Origin of the sequence: Pontiella desulfatans, assembly GCF_900890425.1 — a bacterium.
Lineage (GTDB): Bacteria > Verrucomicrobiota > Kiritimatiellia > Kiritimatiellales > Pontiellaceae > Pontiella > Pontiella desulfatans.
This window is the reverse complement of the sequence record NZ_CAAHFG010000001.1, coordinates 3,772,175-3,792,541: the sequence shown is the minus strand read 5'-3', so window position 1 is coordinate 3,792,541 and position 20,367 is coordinate 3,772,175. Positions and strand designations below refer to the sequence as shown.

Below are 20,367 nucleotides of genomic sequence, written 5' to 3'. Positions count from 1 at the left end.
GGGTAGATGAACAAAGTTGCATCCATAGTGTTGGGGTTGTTGTTGGGCGCGCTGACCATAAGCGCCGTGGCGCAGGAAACCAACGGGGTTGCCAAGACGGCGGCACCGAAGGTTACCGCCGTGTATGGTGTGACGGCCGACGACTATCTTCCCGTTCAGGAGATTGCACGCCAGCACCTGCGCCCCAATGTGCGCCGTGCGGCCGCGCGCCCGGCCTTTGATCTTCCCGATGCCTTCTACTTCATCGGTGGCCCGATCTTCCTGTTGCTGCTGCTCCGCGTTCTCGTGATTTTCCTGAACGGATTCGAGGAAAAACGCAAGGAAGAGCAGCGGGCGGCGGCGAGCCAAAGCGCCAATCCCGAATAATCCGGCTTGCCCCGGGCCCTTCTTATTTGGATACTCCGCCGGAATATGCTCAGAACGTTAAAGATTAAAAACCTCGCGCTCGTTGACGACGTCCAGGTCGGGTTCAACGAAGGTCTCAATGTCATCACCGGCGAAACCGGTGCCGGCAAGTCGCTGATGATCGGTGCCTTGCGCCTGTTGCTAGGCGAACGCGCCGATAAATCGATGATCCGCACCGGCGAAACCTCCTGTTCGGTGCACGCCGAGTTCGGCCTCACCGATACGGCGCAAGTGGACGCCATTCTCTTGGATATCGGGATGGAACCGTGCGATGGCGGCCTGCTGATCATCCGCCGCATCATTACCGAAACCTCCAGCAAAACCATGGTGAACGACGACCCGGTTACCCTGCAGGTGCTCAAGCGCCTGGGGGAGGTGCTGGTCGATATGCACGGCCCCTACGACCACCAATCCCTGCTCGACCAGGGGGTGCAGCTCGAAATCCTTGATGCTTTCGGCCAGTTGGCGGAAACCAAGGCCGCCTATGCGGTCGAATACGTTAAATATCGCGAAATTCAAAAACAGATCGACGCGCTCAATTCCGACAACGAAGAAGACCTCGAACGCCAGATCGAATTCCTCGACTACCGGGTGAACGAAATCGAAGCCGCCAACCTGAGTGAGGACGAAGAGGCCGAGGTGGAGGAGGAACACAGCCTGATCGCCAACGCCCAGCAGGTGATTGGGCTGGCCAACGGCGCGGTCAGCGCCTTGACCGAAGGCGAGGGATGCGCGTTCGATGGCCTTGCCACCGCCCAGCAGGCGCTCAACCAATTGGTCAAGCTGCTTCCCGAGGCGCAGGATTGGCACGACGAAATCGAAAGCGCCGTCACCTCCGTGCAGGAGGTGGTCCGGTCCATCGAAAGCTCCGCCGCAGGCATCGAGGGCAGTGCGGAACGGATGCAGTGGCTCGACGACCGGCTCACGACCTACCAAACCCTCAAACGCAAATATGGCACCACCGTCGAGGACGTGCTGGCCAATGGCGAAACCTGGAAACAACAGCTCCAGGAGCTGCGCGGACGCGACAAACGCCGCGAGGAATTGCGGCGCGAGCAGGAGCTCGTCTACAAAGCGCTTGAACAGGCCGGGCTCAAACTCCGCTCCGCGCGCGAAAACGTGGCCGACAACCTATCCGAATGTGTTACCCGCGAGCTGGTCGATATTGGCTTCGAACACGGGTTTTTCGATGTGCAGATCAATCCGTGTCCGCCCGGCGCAAGCGGCATGGACGAAATCGAGTTTGGTTTTGCACCCAATGCCGGCGAGGATATGCGGCCATTGCGCATGATTGCCTCCAGCGGGGAGATCTCCCGGGTCATGCTCGCCACCAAGGCGGTGCTGGCCAAGCAGGATCAGATTCCCGTTCTCGTGTTCGACGAGATCGATGCGAACATCGGCGGCGAAATCGGTGGCGCGGTCGGGCGCAAGCTGGCCCAGGTGGCCCGGTGCCACCAGCTGCTCTGCATCACCCATCTCCCTCAGGTCGCCGCCTGCGGAACGACGCATCTGGCGGTTTCCAAGAAGGTTGAGGATGGCAGGACCTTCACCGAGGTCGAACTGCTCGACGACGAAACCCGTCCCGAGGAAATCGCCCGAATGCTCGGTGGCAAGGATTCCACCAACGTCACCCTCCAGCACGCCCGGGAAATGCTCGGACTCTTCTAGGCGTCCTGGCTGGCGCTGATGATGCGGATGGCATCGAGGCGCAGGCGGGCGGCGGCCAGGGTTTTATCGAGTTCGGTGATGGCGCTGCGCGCGTGGGCGAGTTCTTCCTTGCGAATGTTGTTGTTGATCTTCTTGAGATATTCGAGCCGTTGGTATTCCTTCCCCAAGGTTTCAAGCATGTTGCGGCGCGCGTCGGCAATGGTGGACTCGGCGGCCTGCTCAGCGAGCGGGCGCGTTGCTTCAATCATTGCGGGGATCATCTGCGTACGGATCGATTCATGCTCCAGCAACTTCCACGGGTCGGCGTCTTTCAGATGCCGTTCGCCGGTTCCGTCCATCGCGCAGCCCGCATGGTTGACGGTGATGCTGACCGGGGTGGGGGGCAGGAAGCGGTCGGCGTTAAGCCCGGGTGGCGCGACGGTTTCCAGGACATAGATGGCCTGAAGCTTGAGCGGGGTTTCCTGGGTGGGGTCCACGGCCATGGCGCAACTGCCCCGTTCAGACCCGATAACCAGCTCGCCGGCTCCGGTCACCATCGGGTGGTCCCAGCTCATCAGGGTGGTGTCCGGGCGGATCAACGCTTCATCCCGGTTGAACGTGATCCGGATGCCCTCGGGTTTCAGCGGGAACCAGTCGTCGAACATTTGGTCGGGGCGGATGTGGTAGGAGGTGGCGTCGAGCGCCTCGGCGTGTACGCCGTAGTGTTCGAACATCTCCAGCAGATAGGTTTCAAGGTCGGTCGACTGTTCGCATTCGTTGATTTGCCGGGCCACATCGTTGCCGATGTCGGGGCGGAAGGACGAGAGCTCCAGTAGACGGTCGCGCCCTGCGGCGATTTGTGCGCGCAGGGTCTCGTAGAACGCATGGGTTTCGGCGATCACTTCATCGGTGACGTCATCCAGCCGGGTTTCAAAGCGCTCCAGCAATTCAAAGCCTCCAACGACCGGCTCGGCGAAGGCGTTGAGCCCTTCATGCAGCCACCGCACAACGTGTTCCTCTTCCGTTCCCTTCAGGTAGGGCACATGGATATGGACATCGCCGCGCTGGCCGATGCGGTCGAGGCGGCCGATGCGCTGCTCCAGCAACTCGGGGTCGCGCGGCAGATCAATCAACACCAGGTGCGAGGCCACCTGGAAATTGCGGCCTTCGCCGCCCATTTCCGAAACCACCATCACGCGCGCGCCTTCCGGTTCGGCGAACCAGGCGGCCTGGCGGTCGCACTTCACCAGATTCATCTGCTCGTGGAAATGGGCCACGTCCACCCCCGAGCGGTTGCGGATGGCATCGACAATCACGGAAACCTCGAAACGGGTCCGGCCGATCACCAGCACCTTTTCCTGGGGGTTTTCGCGCAGGAAGGCGAGCAGCCAGTCGAGGCGCGGATCTTCGGGCCCCATTGTGTCGGCGCCTTCCGGCAGCTCCATCGGTATGGGGTCGGGAATCCGCTTCGGGAAGCCGGTCATGTTTCTGCGCGTGTTGCGGAAGATGACGCGCCCAGGGCCGTGGCGATCCAGCGCTTCGGCCCGTTCCTGTTCGTTCATCGTCTCCAGTCGTTCCCCGATCTCCGCGGCAACCTCGGCATAGCGATCATGCTCAACCTTGTAGGTCTCGAAGTCGGGATAGCGTTGCGGGTCGAGCAGCCGCAACCGGGCGAAGTGGCTTTCGAGCCCCATCTGTTCCGGGCTGGCTGTGAGCAGAAGCAGGCGCGGGATGCAACCGGCCAGCCGCTCGACCACGCAATATTCCGGGCTGGTTTGTTCCGGCGACCAGTGCAGGTGGTGGGCTTCGTCGACAATCAGCAGATCCCAGTCGCACGCGATGGCCTGCGTGGCGCGCTCCGGATTCTCCGTGAGAAACTCGATGCTCGAAAGGATCAGCTGGTCGTCGTGGAACGGGTTGATGCCGGGTTCGGTGGCTTCGATCGCTGCGCAACGTTCCTCGTTGAAAATACTGAACGAAAGATTGAACCGGCGCAATAGTTCGACAAACCATTGGTGAACGAGCGCGTGCGGGACGAGAACCAATACGCGCCGGACCAACCCGCAAACCATCAGGCGATGCAGGACGAGGCATGCCTCGATGGTTTTTCCAAGGCCCACTTCATCGGCCAGCAGGACGCGCGGCAGGGGGCGTGCGCTCACTTCCTGCGCAATATAGAGCTGGTGGGGCAACAAGTCGACGCGCCCGCCCAGCAAGCCGCGCACCGCCAGCTGGCCATGTCGGTGGCGCGCATTCAACGCGGCCACGCGTAGGTCGAACAGGGCGTTGGCATCCACATGGCCACCCAGCAGGCGGGTTTCCGGCCGGTCGAAGCTCGAGGTGTCGCACAGGTCGGCTTCGATCAGCTGCGTGCCATCCGCCGCCCCGTAGAGGAGCAGTCCGTTTTCCTCGGTAATGGTTTCGACCGTCAGCCGGGTGCCCTCGCGCGATTCAATTTCGTCGCCCTCGGCAAAGCGCACGCGCTTGAGCGGAGCCATGTTGATGGCGTAGTGCCGCATCTCGTTGGCCGCCTGGTAAAACACCTGCACGGTGCGGGCGGTGGCGTCCACAACCAGCCCCAATCCAAGCTCGGGCTCCGTTTCGCTGATCCAGCGCTGTCCTTTGAAATATTTTTGCATAGCGGCGGAACCTACCGAATTCGCGCAAGCTTGGGAATAAAGATCTGGAGTGCGTCCTTCTGGGGATTTGTGTTTTGAATCGATGCAAATCGGCGTATTCTCCTGCTTATTCCGGATGGGAGGTTGTCTTGCGTAGGATTGGTTTATTCAGGATTTCCACGGGCGTGCGCATGGGCATGCTGTTGGTCTGTTGGAGCATTGGCTCCGGAGGGAATCCCTTGAGCGAACCGGATTCCATGGGCAAGGAGCCGCGTTCCCTGCAAACGCCGGAGCGGTTTCGTGAAAACCTGAAACAAATGGAAACCGCTTCCGTTCGGGGCAAGGAGAACAAATATGCCGTTCTCGTGAATGCCGACAAAAACAACCGCCTGCACGGAACAAATATCAGCAAGGCCTACAAGGCGTTTAAGGCCGCGGGCTTTTCCGATTCCGACATTATTATTCTCAATCATCTAAACCCGCGTTCCGATATGAGCCCTGACAGGCCATATCCAACCACCACTTCGAATCATGAAATGTTCAAGGACACGTTGACGGCTCTTTCCCGGATTGTTGATTACAACGATCTCCTCTTTGTCTACTGCACAGGCCACGGCAAGCGGGTCGGGGGAGCGATCACGTTGGCTTTCCGAGATCAAACAATGTCGGCCATGGAATATTGCCAGCTACTGGAAAAGATCAGCGCCTTAACGATCGTGAGTGTGATGGATCAGTGTTACTCCGGCGGTTTTTCAAGTGCCATCGAAAATTCCTATGCACCGATCATCTCGATCACGGACACCGATGAAAAGCATGCGACGTATTGCCAACATTTTGCCGAACAATTCTGGAGTTCGTTTTCCCGGATCGATTGTTCCTCAACCGGAACCCTCACCAATTCACTCGAAGCCATTTTTTCGGAAGCATTGATCGTCCATAAGGACAAGCTCAAGCAAACGCCTGCCCGAACCCGCGGAAAAATCACCTATTCAAAAGGGATGGGGTGGTAGTGTTGTAGGGTAGGGCGGGGTGTCCCACTCCGCCGTTCGGTGGATCGGCCCTGCGCACGTGGCGGGCGCGCGGTGACACGCGTCCCTGCCTTTTGGATTTGCCAACCCGTTCATCTGGCTGCATCATCCAATCATGTTGCCGGAACGCAAAACACTGCCGCATGGAATTCCTTCCTGGGTTGAGGATGGCGCGGAATATTTCATCACGATCAATACGCAACCAAAGGGTAAAAACCAGCTTTGCACCAACGAGGTTGCCGATGTTCTCTATCGGTCGCTTATATTCTATCAAGAACGCGGCGATCTCTGGTTGCACCTGCTCGTTCTCATGCCTGATCACTTGCATGCCATCATGAGCTTTAACCGTGATGTTGGAATGCTGAAGAGCATCAAGGAATTCAAGAAGTATACGGCGAGGATGTTGGGTGTTTCATGGCAATGCGATTTCTTCGACCATCGGTTGCGCAAGGATGAAAGCTACATCGAAAAGGCCCATTACATCCGCATGAATCCGGTTCGGGCGGGGTTGTGTGTTCAACCCGAAGATTGGCCCTACGTTTGGGAGAATCGCCCAGGGTAGGGCGGGGTGTCCCACCCCGACGCACGGCGGATCGGCCCTGCGCACGGGCGGACGACTGAGGACAGTCGTCCCTACCCAGGGTAGGGCGGGGTGTCCCACCCCGCCGCACGGCGGATCGGCCCTGCGCACGGGGCGGACGACTGAGGACAGTCGTCCCTACCCAGGGTAGGGCGGGGTGTCCCACCCCGCCGTTCGGTGGATCGGCCCTGTGCTCGGGGCGGACGACTGAGGACAGTCGTCCCTACCTCTTGATTAGCTCGATCAGTTCCTTCAGCATCGGGGTGGTTGTGTCTTCTTCCAGGCGCGGGTGCATGCCGCCAAAGGTGCGGTATTGCTTGTCTTCCGAGAGCATGACTTGCCGCTTGCGGACGATGACGGATTTAAGCCCATGGTCGGCAGCGACGATGCGTAGCTCGGCGATGAGCATGAGGCGGTGGACTTCCTGCGGCAGCCTCCCGAAGCGGTCTTTGATCTCGCGCTTCATCAGGGTGATTTCCTGCTTGGTGGCCAGGGCCGACATGCGCTGGTAGAGGCGCAGGCGCAGGTTTTCGTCCTCGATATAGTCGTAGGGGATGTACGCTCCGTTTGCCGCGGTCCCGGTTTTCGGGGAGAGGTCGAGAAAGTCGATCTTGACGGTCACGTCCATGAGCGGCGGTGGCTTCTTGCCCTGCAAAATGGCGATGGTGCGCTTGAGCAGCTGGCAATAGAGGTCGAACCCGACGGCGGAAATGTGGCCGCTCTGCTTGGCCCCGAGCATGTTGCCGGCACCGCGCAGCTCGAGGTCGCGCAGGGCCAGGCGGAAACCGGAGCCGAGGCCGGTGTAGCGCTTGATGGCGTTCATGCGGTCGCGCGCGGCATCGATCATGTCGCCGCCGGGCGAGAGCATCAGGAAGGCGAAGGCCTTGTGGTTGGAGCGCCCGACCCGTCCGCGCAGCTGGTAGAGATCGGACAGTCCGAAGCGCTCGGCGTTTTCGACAATCAGCGTGTTGCAGTTGGGTATGTCGACACCGCTTTCAATGATGGTGGTGCAGAGCAGGACATCGAACCGGCCTTCAACGAAGGCGTGCATAATCTGCGAGAGTTCCGTTTCGCCCATCTGTCCGTGGGCAACGGCGATGCGGGCTTCGGGCACCAGCGTCATCAGCCGGGTTTCGACGAGATGGATGGTTTTGACGCGGTTGTGCAGGTAGAACACCTGCCCGTCGCGGTGCAGCTCGGCGCGGATGGCTTCGGTAATAATCTCCTCGTCGTAGGGAATCACGTTGGTATCGACCGGCTGCCGTTCCTGCGGGGCGGTCTTGATGGTGCTCAGGTCGCGAACCCCGGTCAGGCTCATGTAGAGCGTCCGGGGAATCGGCGTGGCCGACATGGTGATGACGTCCACCTGTTTGCGCAGCTCTTTGAGGTGCTCCTTGGCGGTGACGCCGAAGCGCTGCTCTTCGTCGATGATGACGAGCCCGAGGTTCTTAAAGTTTACATCCTTGGAGAGGATGCGGTGGGTGCCGATGAGGATGTCGACCTCGCCTTCGAGGGTTTGGACGAGCGTCTTGTTTTGCTCGGCGCGGCTGCGGAAGCGGCTGACCATGTCGATCCGGATGGGAAAGGCGGCCATGCGTTCGGCAAACGTGTCGTAGTGCTGCTGCGCCAATATCGTGGTTGGAACGAGCACCGCCACCTGCATGCCATCCATCACCGCCTTGAAGGCGGCGCGCATCGCGACCTCGGTTTTGCCGAAGCCAACATCGCCGCAGAGCAGGCGGTCCATCGGCCGCAGTTTTTCCATGTCGCGTTTCAGTTCATCGGACGAAGAGAGCTGGTCCGGCGTTTCGGTGTAGGGGAAGGCCGCTTCGAATTCGGCCTGCATGGCGGTATCCTTGGAGAAGCGGTAGCCGCGTTTCGCCTGGCGTTCGGCCTGGGTCAGCAGCAACTGGGAGGCGAAATCCTGAACGGCTTCCTCGGCCCCTGCCTTGTCGTTTTTCCACTTCCGTCCGCCGAGGGTGTGCGGCTTGGGCGCATTCTTGCCCATGCCTTTATAGCGGGTGAGCAGGTGCGCCTGCGTGACGGGGAGATAAACCTTTTCGCCCTTGGCATATTCGATGCAAAGCACTTCCATGCTTTTGCCGCTGAAGGACGTCTCGACAAGGCCGAGATATTTGCCGACGCCGTGCTCGACGTGCACCACGAAATCGCCGGGCTGGATGTCGGCCGCTTCGGAAACGCGTTCCTGTTGCTTGTGGAATCGTTTGGCGTTCCGGGCGTGGGCGTTGCGGTTGGTGTGGTAGGCATAGAAGTCGGATTCGGTGACGATCAGGAATTTCCGGCCGTGGTCGATGGCGCTCTCGTGCAGTACGCCGTGGTGCAGTTGCAGCGCATCGAACCCCTCCAGCTCTTCATAAAGCTCCCTGAACCGGTTCAGGGTGCCCCGGGTTTCAAAATAGAAATGCACGCTCCAATCGGCGGAAGCATCGGCACAGCGCTGATCCACGAACCGGCGGCGGGCCTGTTCGGCCTCTTTCGGATGCGTGTCATAGGAAACCGATACGAGTCCGGTATCGTAAAAATCAAAGCGGGTATTTATTGCTTGCCCGCTTCGCTCAAGCCGAGTAGCCGCCAGGCTCGCTTCATGGGTGCCGTTGCGCCTTTGGGCGAGATCTTCCGCCGCATCTGGATTAACGATCAGGGTGTTTTCGGGGAGAAGGTCGGTAATTGGGCAGGAGTCTTCGCCGGCAAAGCCAAAGTCCATTTGCGGGAGCTGGACGGAATCGATCTTCTCTATGGAGCATTGGGTCTGGTCATCGAAATAGCGGATGGAGTCGATTTCGTCGCCGAAGAACTCGATACGCACGGGGCGGGGGGAGCCGGGGGGCCAGCAGTCGAGAATGCCGCCGCGCAGCGCGGCCTCTCCCTGGGAGTAGACTTCCACGCCAAATTCATAGCCGGCATCCGACATCCAACCGGTCAGGGTTTGAGGATGATGTTCCTCCCCGACCCTAAGCGTTTGAACCGCCAGTTCGGATTCCCCCGCGAGCGGAACCTCCTGCTCCAGCGCCTGCGGGCAGGTGACGATGATAAACCGGACCCCACGGAAAATGTCACGATCGTGACTTTTTCCGTGGGGTCCGGGAGGGGTGAGGTATTGGACAAGTTTGAGGTGTTCCCCGAAGACGGCGGGATCCTTTTCCATGGGTTGGAAGAGGTGGATGTCTTGCGGCGGGATCGACGGGGCGCCTGCGGTATCTTCCACAAGCGTGCGCAGCGATTCGTGGAGGCGTTCCATTTCGCGGACATCGGCGGCAATCCATAGCACGTTTTGTTTGAGGATCTGGAAGATATCCCGGCAGAGCAGGGCTTGCGCGCAGATGGGGGCGTCCACCACCCGCGCATGTTTCCCGGTAAACCTTTTAAGCACCGCCGGATCGACCCCGGGGGTGCTTGTTTTGTTCTCTTCGACTGCCATGCTGGGAATGTAGGTGAAGAAAACCCGGATTGGAAGGGTGGACTTTGTTCTCTCGGCCGCTATTATTGGAAGCTTGTTGGAGAAAGGGGCAAAGGAAATTATGGATACGGATAAAAAACTAAGCGGCATCTCATGGAAGGATTTCAAGGCTCTTCCGCTAACGGAGAAGGGGGGCTATTTCCAGTCGGAACCACCGCATACGCTGATCGCGCAGCAGTTCACCCGCACCAAGTTGGAGGAACTTTGCACATTGGCCACGCGCATTAAACGCATCAACAAACGCCGCGAGGGGGCAAACTTCCTGAAGACCCTGCTGTCGGATAAGCGGGCGATGCTCTATTTCGCGCAACCTTCTTCGCGCACCTACCTTTCGCATAACGCCGCGTGCCAGATTCTCGGCCTCGATACGATGGACGTGCGCGACACGAAGACCTCGAGCGAGGTGAAAGGCGAGTCGCCGGAGGATACGATCCGGACCTTCAGCTCCTATGCCGACATGATCATCATGCGCCATCCGGTCGGCGGCTTTGCCGAACGTGTGGCCTGGATGCTCGCGCATACCGGCCGCGAGATTCCCGTGCTGAATGCCGGTTCCGGGTCGGATCAGCACCCGACGCAGGCCTTGCTGGACATCTATACGCTCGAACGCAGTTTCGAGAAGATCGGTGGAGTGGATGGAAAGCACGTGGTTTTCGTGGGCGACCTGATGCGGGGCCGGACGGTGCGCTCGCTGGCCTGGATGCTGACGCTCTACAAGGATGTGACGCTCTATTTCGTGGCTCCGGAACAATTGCAGATTGGCCAGGATATCCTGCATCTGCTGGACCAGGCCGGAACCCGGTATGTTGTGACGCAGGATTTCGCCGGGATCATGCCGATCGCGGATGCCATCTACATGACCCGCATCCAGGACGAATGGGACGCCGAAGGCGAAAGCAGCACGATCGATACTTCGGGTTTCAGTATCGGCGCCGAGCACATGGACATCATCAAGGATACCTGTGTGATCCTGCATCCGTTGCCGCGCCGCAAGGAAATCAGCACCGATATCGACAACGACCCGCGCGCGGTCTACTGGCGCCAGATGCGCAACGGCATGTGGATCCGCGCCGCCCTGATCCTAACGACTTTCGGCCGGCAGGATGAGGTGAACCGATATTACGACGACTACAAACCGGGAACGTGAAACGTGACGATTGAGACGTGGTTTTTTCACGACTCATAACTCACGCATCACGACCCACGTATCACGAGGTAAACTATGGAACATTTGATTTCACTGAAGGAATGGAGCCCGGAGAAGATCCGGGACGTATTGGATTTGGCGCGGGATGTGAAAACCAACCCGGCCAACTACCAGGATGCCATGGCGCGCAAGACGTTGCTGATGATTTTCGAAAAACCCAGCCTGCGAACGCGCCTTTCGTTCGAGGCCGGCATGACCCAGATGGGCGGCCACGCCATCTACTACCACACCGGCAACTCACCGATGGGCAGCGGCAAGGAGAGCATCAGCGACTCCATCAAGACCGCTTCGCGTTTCGTCGATGTCATCATGGCGCGCCTGTTCAAGCACGACGATCTGTTGGAGATGGCTGAGTATGCCACGGTTCCGGTGATCAACGCGCTGACCGACGACAGCCATCCCTGCCAGATTCTCGCCGACCTTCAGGCGATCGAAGAAAAGAAGGGAAAGCTGGCGGGGCTCAAGCTGGCCTATCTCGGCGACGGGTTCAACAACGTGACGCACTCGCTGATGTTCGGCGGAACCAAGATGGGCATGCATGTGAGCGTTGGCTCCCCGGCGGGCGAGGACTATTCGCCGCGCGCCGACGTCGTGGCCGACTGCGCGGCATTTTCCGCCGGCTCCGGAGGTTCCGTATTCGTGACCGACGATCCGGTGGAGGCCATCAAGGATGCCGACGTGGTCTACACCGATTCCTGGATGAGCTACCATATTCCGAAGGATCAGGAAGCGGCGCGGATCGCCAAGTTCATGCCCTACCAGGTGAACAGCGGGCTGATGGCGCACGCCAAGCCGGATGCCATCTTCATGAACTGCCTGCCGGCCATCCGCGGCTGCGAGCAGACCGCGGAGGTGATCGACGGTCCGCAGTCGATTGTGTTCGACGAGGCCGAAAACCGTCTCCACGCCCAAAAGGCTGTAATTCTCACCCTTTGCGGCGCGGCCTAGACGTTTCGAGATGCGGATCCTGATCGTCAAAACCAGTTCGCTGGGGGATCTGTTCCACGCCTTGCCGGCGGTGCATCTGCTGAAGCAGGCCTATGGAGCGGAGATCGATTGGGTGGTGAACTCGGGATATGCCGGTTTGGTGGACTGTTTTTCCGATGTGCGGAAGGTGATTCCCTTTCCACGCCAAAGCCTCTTCTCCAGTTTTGGGAATTTCCGCAACGCACTCCGGGAAGAGACCTATGATCTGGTTGTGGATTTCCAGGGCCTGCTGAAGAGCGCCATGGTCTGCCGGATGGCCAAGCGCTCGAAAGGCGCCCGGATCCTTGGCACGTCGGGCCAGCGCGAAGGAGCGCGTTTTTTCTATTCCACCGTCGTCGGGAAAAAAAACAAGAACCGGCATGCGGTCGAGGAAAATCTCGATGTGCTCCGTTTTCTGGGTAAGCCGGAGGAACCGCTTGAGTTCCCGATCCGCTTTCCGGTGGTCGATTTCCCCTGCCTGGAAAAGCATCCGGTGGTGGTGTTCGCACCCTGCTCCCGGCACGAGGCGAAAAACTGGCCGTCGGAACGGTTTGTTGAACTCGGCGAGCATCTCGATGCCCAGATTGTCTTGGTTGGTTCCCCGGACGATACCGAAACCTGCACGAGGATTGAAAACGCCCTCCCGGAGGGATCGGCCACCAATCTGTGCGGCAAGACGTCGTTGCTGGAGCTGGGGGGCGTTTTGCAACGGGCCGATCTGGTGGTAACCGTCGATTCGGGGCCGATGCACATGGCTTCGGCGGCGGGGACGCCGTGCCTGGCGATCTTCGGCCCGACCGATCCGATGCGGGTGGGGCCTTATGGCGGGCAGCACCGGGTGTTGAGGAATTCCTTGGTGAAAAACTATTCCAAGCAGGACTTGGAGAGTATTAAAATGGTGGAAACAATCGAAGTTGTAAAAAATGCTAGGGAGATGCTGAACCATGAAGCTATGGGACTATGATGCATTTATCTTGGACTTGGACGGCACCCTGATCGACTCGGGGAAATACCATGCGCAGGCGTTTTCCGATGCCGTGCTGGCCCATAGCGGCTATTCCTTGAAGCCGGACGAGCATCACGAATTCTTCGGCAAGCATAGCACGTGGTACGCCGAAACCCTCAACGAGCGATACGGTCTGAGCTTGGATCCAGCCAAAGTGCTGGAATACAAGCGCGGGCGGGTGCAGGAAATCTTCAGGGCCGAACTCTTTTCCGGCGCGCGCGAGTTCCTCGAGTTGTGGCATCGGAAAAAGCCAATGGCCCTGGCGACCAACTCGCCGTTCAGTTTTGTTAAGCCGGCCCTCGAAGAGGCCGACGTGCTGAAATTTTTCGACTGCATCACCACGGGAAGCGATGTCGTCAACCGCAAGCCCGATCCCGAGATTATCGAGGTCACTGCGCAAAAGCTGCGGGTTGATCCCCTCAAGACGCTGGTGTTTGAAGACCAGTTGATCGGAATCGAGGCCGCCCGCGCCGCCGGCGCAAGGGTGGTGGCGGTCGATAACAACCAACCCGTCAACTATCCGGTGGATGTCGCCGTGCACACCTGGCGCGAGCTACTCAAATTATCGGAGATGCAATAGTGGAACCACAGCTTTTGATTTTTGATTTGGATGGAACCTTGATCGATTCCCGCGCCGACCTGGCGGCGGGGATCAACCATATGCGATGCCACTATGGATTGGCTCCCTTGCCTCTTGAAACCGTCAGCGGATATGTCGGCAACGGTGTGCGGAAACTGGTGGAGCGATCGTTGCAGGGCGCGGAGGTGGATGTTGACGAAGCGCTGGCGATCAACAAGGCCTACTATGCCGGGCATTTGGTGGTTCATACCTATCTCTACGACGGCGTCGCCGACGGAATTGCCGAGCTGGTGAAGGCGGGCCACAAGGTGGCGCTGCTCACCAACAAGCCCGGCGAACCGAGTCGCAGGATTCTCGAACATTTTGGGTTGGCGGACCGCTTCACCTCGATTATCGGTGGCGGGGATGTGCCTAACCTCAAGCCGGAACCCGACGGAATCCTTGCCTGCATGGAAGCGGCCGGCATGGATGCGGCCACGGTTTGGATGGTGGGCGACAACTATACCGACTTGGCGGTGGCCGAAAACGCCGGGGTGAAGAATGCCTATGTCCGGTATGGGTTCGGGGAAGAGCGGGGGTATAAAGCGGACGCATATTTTGCTTCGTTTTCGGAGTTGGTCGGGTACTTTGTCTGAGCCATGAAAACCTATCTTTCCGAAATATTCAGTTCCATTCAGGGTGAAGGCCCCTATGTCGGCGAGCGCCATCTTTTTGTCCGCTTCTGCGAGTGCCATCGCGCATGCATCTATTGCGACACCATTACCGAACGCACCGAGACCGTGCTGATTGAAATGGAGCCGGGGTCTGGCAAATTCGAACAGATCCCCAATCCGCTGGCCATCGACCAGGTGATGGAACTGGTTCGGAAGATCGATGGCAAAAAGACCAACAAGCGCATTTCCCTCACTGGCGGCGCCCCGTTGTTGCAGGCCAACTACCTGCAAGAGTTGCTTCCGCAGCTCTGCGGCGACGACCACAACATCTATCTCGAAACCGCCGGCGATCTCCCGCAGCAGTTGAAAACAATCATCGAATGGATCGATGTGGTGGCCATGGATATCAAGCTTTCCAGCGTGACCCGCGAAAAAAACACCTTCCCTGCGCACTGGCAATTCCTGAAAACCTGCCGCGATTTCGACGTCGAGGTGTTCACCAAGCTGGTGCTCTCCGCCGAAACCCACGAAGGCGAACTGATGGAGGCGGTCAAAGGCATCAAGAAGGCCGGGGGCGCGGATACGCTGGTCGTCATCCAGCCCATGTCGAAAGCCCGGAAAACCGACGCGGTTCCAAGTGGTGCCCAGTTGTTGCGTTGGCAGGACAAGGTTTCCGGCGTGCTCCCCAATGTGCGGGTCATTCCACAAACCCATAAAATGTTGGAGATGCTCTAGTGAAAAAGGCAGTGGTTTTGTTGAGCGGCGGTCTCGATTCCGCAACGGCCATGGCGATGGCCCTGAATGAGGGCTATGAAGTCTATGCGGTTTCTTTCCGCTATGGGCAGCGCCATTCCATCGAGCTCGATTGCGCGGTGGAGCAGGCTTCCGAAAAGGCAAGGCAACACAAGATCGTCGATATCGATCTCGGTTCGTTCGGAGGCTCCGCGCTGACCGCCGATATCGACGTGCCGAAGCACGATGATGTGGGGGAATTGACCGACGAAATCCCCGTGACCTACGTTCCTGCGCGCAACACCGTCTTCCTTTCCTACGCCCTGGCCTGGGCGGAGGTGCTCGAAGCCTACGACATTTTCATTGGCGTCAACGCGCTCGACTACAGTGGCTATCCCGACTGCCGCCCCGAGTTCATCGCCGCCTACGAAGCCATGGCCAATCTCGCCACCGTTGCCGGTGTACAGGGGAAAAAATTAACCATCCATACCCCGTTGATTGATCTAACCAAGGCCGAAATCATTCAACGCGGGCTTGAATTGGGCGTCGATTACGCTAAAACCACCAGCTGCTACGACCCCGCCCCCGACGGGCGCGCCTGCGGATACTGCGATTCGTGCCTGCTACGCAAGAAGGGGTTCAGTGAAATTGGACAAAGCGACCCTCGGGAATATGTGTAGATGTACTGCGTATTTCGTATTACGTACTTCTTGACTCTTCCGGCAGGAACCTGACCATACGCAATACGCAACAAGGAATACGACCCATGCCTAAAATGAAAATCTACAAGGAATTCAAGTTTGATTCTGCGCACTGGCTGCCGAATGTGCCTCCAACGCACAAATGCGCCAACATGCATGGGCATACCTACTACATCGAAATCCATGTCGAAGACGAACTCGATCCCAAGCTGGGGTGGGTCATTGACTTCAATGATGTTCGACGTGTGGTTGATCCCTTGGTCGACCAGCTCGATCACAAGGTGCTGAACGAAATCGAAGGGCTGGAAAACCCAACCGCCGAATACATCGCCCTATGGTTCTGGAACCAGACCAAGCCCGCCCTGCCTCAGCTCACGCAGGTGGTCGTGAAGGAAAATCCCTCCAACGTCTGCGTCTATTCGGGCGAATAGTCCGGTTTATGGACGAACGCGAAGCACCAGGGTCCGGATGATTGGTATTCCTTCGCGTATGTGGCGGTCTTCTGTGAAAAACTATGCTTCAGCGGAATCAATCTTCACCGCAGAGGTAATGCCGCCGCGCGCGGTGAAGTCGCCGTTCACCACCAGCCGCTTGGGCTTTAGCTGTTCGTCGAGATCCGAATAGATCCGGTTGACGATTTCCTCGTAGAAGGTGCCGGTCTGGCGGAACGAGAAGAGATAGAGCTTCAGCGACTTGCTTTCCACGCACAACGTGCCCGGAATATACTCGATGGTAATCGTCGCAAAGTCCGGCTGGCCGGTAATCGGACAGAGCGAGGTGAACTCCGACGTCTGGAAGGTGATCCAATAGTTCCGCCCCTGGTTCGCGTTTTCGAAGGTTTCCAGTTTCGCCTCGTCCGGGCTGGTCGGGTAGCGCGTTTCACCCTTCTTGAGCAAGGTGAGTCCGGTCAGTTTGGTTTCGTCGGTCATAGCATGTTCCATTTCGTTGAAAATCCGCGCCATCATATCCACCCTTTGGAAATGGGCAAGCGCGAACCACCGCGGTCGACGATTGGTCCGGACGGAAAAACTGACGGCCGTCACATTTTCCGTCCGGAAATGAACACCGGGATGGGGGATGGGTCAATGAATTAAGCGCTTTGCAAGATTGACCGGATTCGTCGGTTTCGGTCTACTTTGCGGACTTTGAAAGGAAAGCATGTTCAACAACGAACCTAGAAACATAGGAAGCATGGTGGGGATTTCCTCCTCCGTGAAGTTTCTTCTGATCCTGAATGTTGTGATTTTTGCCCTGGATGCATTGACGTCGCAACGATTGCTGACCGAAAATTTTGCCTTGCGCGCAAACTGGTGGATGAATTTTGAGATCGGCCAGTTGTTCACCTATATGTTCATTCACGGGAGTTTGAGCCATTTGATGGTGAATATGCTGGGCCTGTTTTTTATCGGCCCAACGGTGGAGCGCACCATTGGGGCATTCCGCTTCTTCATTCTTTATTATGTGAGCGGCATTCTGGGAGGGCTGGGGTGGTCGCTCATTGCGGATCCCTTCCCTGTTGCCGATGCATTTGGAAATACCTTTATGCATTATCCGATCTGCGTCGGCGCCTCCGGCGCGGTGATGGGTATTCTCGGGGCCTTCGGCGCGCTATATCCCAATGCGAAGCTGCTGCTCTGGTTCGTGATTCCCTGCCGGGCCTGGATGCTGGTGCTTGGATTGGCGATCTGGGAGCTGCACGAAACCATCAGCGAGCCGTTGATTGGCGGAATTGCCAATGCCGCCCACCTGATTGGCGGTGTTGCGGGCTTCTCCTATGCCATATCGCTCAAACACCCGCATCTGGTTGATGAATTCAAGGCCAGGATTCCCGGTTTGGGAAAAAAGAAGCCCAGGCCCAGCAACGCTCCCCGGGCAGAACAGCTTTCCAAGGAGGACGTCGATCGCATCCTCGACAAGATTGGCAAGGAGGGCATGGGCGCCCTAACGCCTCGCGAGCGTGAAATGCTCAAACGCGCCACGCGCGGATAATCATTAACCACAAAGGCTCCAAGGACTCTAAGAAATATCCATCTTCGTGTTCTTTGTGTCTTCGTGGTTAGCCTTTTTCTTCCAGCGCTTTGATCTGGTCGCGCAGTGTGGCGGCGCGTTCGAATTCCAACGCTTCGGCGGCTTCGAGCATTTCCTGTTCGAGTTGGTGGATGGTTTCGCCGACGCTGTATTCCACGCCATCCTCGGCCACGGCCATCTCGACGGTTTCCTCGGCCGTCTCGTAGATGGTTTTCAGACTGTCCTGGATTTCCTTTTTGATCGCCTGCGGAACAATGCCGTGTTCCTCGTTATAGGCGCGCTGCTTCTGGCGCCGGTGGTCGCACTTGTCGAGCATGCGTTGCATCGAGTCGGTAATCTTTTCGGCATACATGATGACGAGCCCATCAATGTGGCGGGCGGCGCGACCGGCGGTCTGTACCAGCGCGGTCTCGGAGCGCAGGAATCCCTCCTTGTCGGCGTCGAGAATGGCAACCAGTGAAACCTCGGGCAGGTCGAGTCCCTCCCTCAATAGGTTGATGCCGATCAGGCAGTCGACCGTTCCGCTGCGAAGCTCGCGCAGGATGTCCACCCGTTCGAGGGCATCGATGTCGGAGTGGAGGTATTGCACCTTCAGCCCGGTCTTTTCGAGATATTCGGTCAGATCCTCCGCCGTCCGCTTGGTGAGCGTGGTCACGAGGGTGCGCTCGCCGCGCTCGGCGCGGATGCGGATTTCCTCCATCAGGTCGTCGATCTGATTCTTGAGCGGGCGGAGTTCCACCGGTGGATCAACGATGCCGGTGGGGCGGATGATCTGTTCGATCGGCGTCCCGCCATGCTCCCTTTCAAAAACGCTGGGCGTGGCGGAGAGGAAGATCATCTGGTTGGTCACCGATAAGAATTCATCGAAGTTCATCGGGCGGTTGTCGAGCGCCGAGGGCAGGCGGAAGCCGTGCTCGACCAGCGTCCCCTTGCGGGCCTGGTCGCCGTTGTACATGCCGCGCACCTGCGGCAGGGTTACGTGCGATTCATCGACGATGGTCAGGAAATCGCCCGTGAAATAATCGAGCAAACATTCCGGCCGATCCCCGGGGTTGCGTCCCGCGAGATGCCGCGAATAGTTTTCGATGCCGCCGCAAAAGCCGATCTCCTTCATCATTTCCAGGTCGTATTCCGTCCGCATCTTGATCCGTTGTGCTTCGATCAACCGGTTTTCGCGCTCGAACACCGCCACCTGCTGCTCCATCTCCTGGCGGATGGCCACGAGGGCGGCATCGATCTTGGTCTGCGGCATCACGAAATGCTTGGCGGGGGAAACCATGATGTGGTCATTGATTTCGAGCACTTCGTTGGTGAGGGGGTCGATCTTTTTGATGGCTTCGATTTCGTCGCCCCAGAATTCAAGGCGGATGGCATAGTCCTTGGCGTAGGAGGGGAAAATATCGAGCGTGTCGCCGCGCACGCGGAACTTGCCGGCGCCGGGTTCATAGTCGTTGCGTTCATACTGGATCTCGACCAGCTTCTTGAGCACGGCATCGCGGTTGGATTCTTCGCCCACGTTGGCGCTGACGACCATTTTTTTGTAGTCCTCCGGCGAGCCGAGACCGTAGATGCAGGAAACCGAGGCGACGATGATGACATCCTCGCGGTTGAGCAGGGCATCCGTTGCGGCCAGTCGGAGCCGTTCGATCTCGTCGTTGATGGCGGAATCCTTCTCGATGAAGGTGTCGGTCTGCGGGATGTAGGCTTCGGGTTGGTAATAGTCGTAGTAGGAGACGAAATATTCCACCGCATTGTTCGGGAAGAAGGCTTTCAACTCGGCATAGAGCTGGGCGGCAAGCGTCTTGTTGTGCGAGAGCACCAGGGCGGGGCGCCCATGGCGAGCAATGGTGTTGGCCACCGTGAAGGTCTTGCCCGATCCGGTTACCCCTTCCAGCGTCTGGAACTTTTGGCCCTTCGCCAGTCCGGCGCACAGCTTTTCGATCGCCTCCGGCTGATCGCCGGTCGGCACGAAATCCGCAACAAGTTGGAAGGGGTAGTTCATAAGGCGAGAGGGCTCAGCCCATTCACGGGATCATGCGATCAGACGAAGAATATCCTTGGGGAGCTTGGCTTTGATGGGCGACATTGTGTAGTCGCGCAGGTTTCGCGTTGCGATAACGTCCGCGCCGCAGGCGAGTGCGGCAGCGGCCTGCATGGCGTCTTCGAAATCCTTCATGTTGAGAGAGAGGGCGCGTTGCATGTCGATGGTCGATACGGGAGCGATCTGGATGAACCTGAACAGGTCGTCCAGAAATCCCCTTACGGCCTTGTCGTTTTGGGTTGAGGTGCAGAGGTAGTAGAAGTTCGCGGCCGAATGCCATGCGGCGAATCCGGTCGCCTGTCCATTCTGCAACGCATCCAGCAACTTGCCGGATGCATCCGCGAACGGGGCGCGACCCAAGGCGACGTCGAGCAACACATCCGTGTCAATTAGGATTTTCATAGATACTTCTTGCTGAGTTGCTCGAAGCGCGGGTCATCTTTCCCGGAAATGGAGATCCTACCTTGCCAGCGTTCTGAAAAGCGGTCGGGTTGGCCACTCGTCAGTTTGGCAAGCGATTCCTCGATCACACTCGATAGGGAACGGTTGTGTTCGCGCGCGTAGCGCTTGGCCTGCGGAATGAGTTTGTCATCCATTGTAACGGTCAGCTTGGTTTTCATGGTGTACGTATGATTCCACGCGAGTACGTGTTTTTTCAAGCTCAAAAGCTGTCGTTGCGGTTTTGGTTCAGGTTCAT

At 58.4% G+C, this 20,367-nt stretch carries 19 protein-coding genes; 13 read left to right on the top strand and 6 right to left on the bottom strand.

The features are described from left to right. The first annotated feature begins 6 nt into the window (after positions 1-6). Both E9954_RS13340 and recN read left to right on the top strand, forming a co-directional pair. Positions 7-366, top strand: a complete 360-nt coding sequence (locus E9954_RS13340) for a hypothetical protein (RefSeq protein ID WP_136079645.1) — start codon at positions 7-9, stop codon at positions 364-366. Between the two features lie 45 nt (positions 367-411). Continuing rightward, entirely contained in the window at positions 412-2,073 is a 1,662-nt protein-coding gene (recN, locus tag E9954_RS13335; RefSeq protein ID WP_136079644.1) for a DNA repair protein RecN, read from the top strand. Here the strand turns inward: recN and E9954_RS13330 are convergent. Further along, on the bottom strand, positions 2,070-4,691 hold the full coding sequence (locus E9954_RS13330; RefSeq protein WP_168442231.1) for an SNF2-related protein: 2,622 nt from the start codon (positions 4,689-4,691) through the stop codon (positions 2,070-2,072). The genes recN and E9954_RS13330 overlap by 4 nt on opposite strands. A gap of 128 nt (positions 4,692-4,819) precedes the next feature. Between E9954_RS13330 and E9954_RS13325 the strand changes: the two genes are divergently transcribed. Both E9954_RS13325 and E9954_RS13320 read left to right on the top strand, forming a co-directional pair. Then, a complete protein-coding gene (locus E9954_RS13325) occupies positions 4,820-5,680 on the top strand; it encodes a C13 family peptidase (RefSeq protein ID WP_136079643.1) in 861 nt (286 codons plus the stop codon). Positions 5,681-5,813: 133 nt separating this feature from the next. Then, positions 5,814-6,260: an REP-associated tyrosine transposase gene (locus E9954_RS13320; RefSeq protein ID WP_136079642.1), complete on the top strand. Its 447-nt coding sequence runs from the start codon at positions 5,814-5,816 to the stop codon at positions 6,258-6,260. Between the two features lie 241 nt (positions 6,261-6,501). On the opposite strand, the gene mfd is transcribed toward E9954_RS13320, so the two are convergent. Beyond that, a complete protein-coding gene (mfd, locus tag E9954_RS13315) occupies positions 6,502-9,717 on the bottom strand; it encodes a transcription-repair coupling factor (RefSeq protein ID WP_168442230.1) in 3,216 nt (1,071 codons plus the stop codon). 100 nt (positions 9,718-9,817) lie between these two features. On the opposite strand from mfd, the gene pyrB reads away from it, so the two are divergent. The 8 genes from pyrB (at position 9,818) to queD (ending at position 16,032) form a co-directional block, all read left to right on the top strand. Continuing rightward, positions 9,818-10,903 (top strand): aspartate carbamoyltransferase, encoded by a 1,086-nt coding sequence (gene pyrB / locus E9954_RS13310; RefSeq protein WP_136079640.1) that lies wholly within the window; start codon positions 9,818-9,820, stop codon positions 10,901-10,903. Between the two features lie 75 nt (positions 10,904-10,978). Next, complete coding sequence (gene argF, locus E9954_RS13305) at positions 10,979-11,911, top strand: ornithine carbamoyltransferase (protein ID WP_136079639.1); 933 nt, start codon at positions 10,979-10,981, stop codon at positions 11,909-11,911. Positions 11,912-11,921: 10 nt separating this feature from the next. Then, the gene (locus tag E9954_RS13300) at positions 11,922-12,893 is read left to right on the top strand and encodes a glycosyltransferase family 9 protein (protein WP_136079638.1); all 972 of its coding nucleotides are present in this window, start codon (positions 11,922-11,924) and stop codon (positions 12,891-12,893) included. Beyond that, complete coding sequence (locus tag E9954_RS13295) at positions 12,874-13,515, top strand: HAD family hydrolase (protein ID WP_136079637.1); 642 nt, start codon at positions 12,874-12,876, stop codon at positions 13,513-13,515. Before E9954_RS13300 ends, E9954_RS13295 begins: the two co-directional genes overlap by 20 nt. Then, on the top strand, positions 13,515-14,150 hold the full coding sequence (locus E9954_RS13290; RefSeq protein WP_168442229.1) for an HAD-IA family hydrolase: 636 nt from the start codon (positions 13,515-13,517) through the stop codon (positions 14,148-14,150). Before E9954_RS13295 ends, E9954_RS13290 begins: the two co-directional genes overlap by 1 nt. A 3-nt stretch (positions 14,151-14,153) precedes the next feature. After that, on the top strand, positions 14,154-14,903 hold the full coding sequence (locus E9954_RS13285) for a 7-carboxy-7-deazaguanine synthase QueE (RefSeq protein WP_136079635.1): 750 nt from the start codon (positions 14,154-14,156) through the stop codon (positions 14,901-14,903). Next, a complete protein-coding gene (gene queC, locus E9954_RS13280) occupies positions 14,903-15,580 on the top strand; it encodes a 7-cyano-7-deazaguanine synthase QueC (protein ID WP_136079634.1) in 678 nt (225 codons plus the stop codon). Before E9954_RS13285 ends, queC begins: the two co-directional genes overlap by 1 nt. A gap of 86 nt (positions 15,581-15,666) precedes the next feature. After that, on the top strand, positions 15,667-16,032 hold the full coding sequence (queD, locus tag E9954_RS13275; RefSeq protein ID WP_136079633.1) for a 6-carboxytetrahydropterin synthase QueD: 366 nt from the start codon (positions 15,667-15,669) through the stop codon (positions 16,030-16,032). A gap of 81 nt (positions 16,033-16,113) precedes the next feature. Here the strand turns inward: queD and queF are convergent, their stop codons facing one another. Further along, positions 16,114-16,530 carry a preQ(1) synthase gene (queF, locus tag E9954_RS13270; protein WP_136079632.1) on the bottom strand — a complete coding sequence of 139 codons (417 nt, stop codon included), beginning with the start codon at positions 16,528-16,530 and terminating at the stop codon, positions 16,114-16,116. Between the two features lie 229 nt (positions 16,531-16,759). Here queF and E9954_RS13265 point away from each other — a divergent pair, with 229 nt between their 5' ends. Then, a complete protein-coding gene (locus E9954_RS13265; RefSeq protein WP_136079631.1) occupies positions 16,760-17,590 on the top strand; it encodes a rhomboid family protein in 831 nt (276 codons plus the stop codon). A gap of 67 nt (positions 17,591-17,657) precedes the next feature. Here E9954_RS13265 and uvrB read toward each other — a convergent pair whose 3' ends face one another. The 3 genes from uvrB to E9954_RS13250 are packed head-to-tail and all read right to left on the bottom strand — an operon-like array spanning position 17,658 to position 20,290. Beyond that, on the bottom strand, positions 17,658-19,631 hold the full coding sequence (gene uvrB / locus E9954_RS13260) for an excinuclease ABC subunit UvrB (RefSeq protein ID WP_136079630.1): 1,974 nt from the start codon (positions 19,629-19,631) through the stop codon (positions 17,658-17,660). Between the two features lie 30 nt (positions 19,632-19,661). Continuing rightward, positions 19,662-20,072 carry a PIN domain-containing protein gene (locus tag E9954_RS13255; protein ID WP_136079629.1) on the bottom strand — a complete coding sequence of 137 codons (411 nt, stop codon included), beginning with the start codon at positions 20,070-20,072 and terminating at the stop codon, positions 19,662-19,664. Beyond that, positions 20,069-20,290, bottom strand: coding sequence for a DUF6364 family protein (locus E9954_RS13250; RefSeq protein ID WP_136079628.1), 222 nt, complete (start codon positions 20,288-20,290; stop codon positions 20,069-20,071). Before E9954_RS13250 ends, E9954_RS13255 begins: the two co-directional genes overlap by 4 nt. Positions 20,291-20,367 lie beyond the last annotated feature (77 nt).

Bases quoted from the DNA above. Each gene is read 5' to 3' on its own strand.
- E9954_RS13340 (WP_136079645.1), top strand. From the start codon at position 7: ATGAACAAAGTTGCATCCATAGTGTTGGGGTTGTTGTTGGGCGCGCTG.
- recN (WP_136079644.1), top strand. From the start codon at position 412: ATGCTCAGAACGTTAAAGATTAAAAACCTCGCGCTCGTTGACGACGTC.
- E9954_RS13330 (WP_168442231.1), bottom strand. From the start codon at position 4,691: ATGCAAAAATATTTCAAAGGACAGCGCTGGATCAGCGAAACGGAGCCC.
- E9954_RS13320 (WP_136079642.1), top strand. From the start codon at position 5,814: ATGTTGCCGGAACGCAAAACACTGCCGCATGGAATTCCTTCCTGGGTT.
- mfd (WP_168442230.1), bottom strand. From the start codon at position 9,717: ATGGCAGTCGAAGAGAACAAAACAAGCACCCCCGGGGTCGATCCGGCG.
- pyrB (WP_136079640.1), top strand. From the start codon at position 9,818: ATGGATACGGATAAAAAACTAAGCGGCATCTCATGGAAGGATTTCAAG.
- argF (WP_136079639.1), top strand. From the start codon at position 10,979: ATGGAACATTTGATTTCACTGAAGGAATGGAGCCCGGAGAAGATCCGG.
- E9954_RS13300 (WP_136079638.1), top strand. From the start codon at position 11,922: ATGCGGATCCTGATCGTCAAAACCAGTTCGCTGGGGGATCTGTTCCAC.
- E9954_RS13295 (WP_136079637.1), top strand. From the start codon at position 12,874: ATGAAGCTATGGGACTATGATGCATTTATCTTGGACTTGGACGGCACC.
- E9954_RS13285 (WP_136079635.1), top strand. From the start codon at position 14,154: ATGAAAACCTATCTTTCCGAAATATTCAGTTCCATTCAGGGTGAAGGC.
- queD (WP_136079633.1), top strand. From the start codon at position 15,667: ATGCCTAAAATGAAAATCTACAAGGAATTCAAGTTTGATTCTGCGCAC.
- queF (WP_136079632.1), bottom strand. From the start codon at position 16,530: ATGACCGACGAAACCAAACTGACCGGACTCACCTTGCTCAAGAAGGGT.
- E9954_RS13265 (WP_136079631.1), top strand. From the start codon at position 16,760: ATGTTCAACAACGAACCTAGAAACATAGGAAGCATGGTGGGGATTTCC.
- uvrB (WP_136079630.1), bottom strand. From the start codon at position 19,631: ATGAACTACCCCTTCCAACTTGTTGCGGATTTCGTGCCGACCGGCGAT.
- E9954_RS13255 (WP_136079629.1), bottom strand. From the start codon at position 20,072: ATGAAAATCCTAATTGACACGGATGTGTTGCTCGACGTCGCCTTGGGT.
- E9954_RS13250 (WP_136079628.1), bottom strand. From the start codon at position 20,290: ATGAAAACCAAGCTGACCGTTACAATGGATGACAAACTCATTCCGCAG.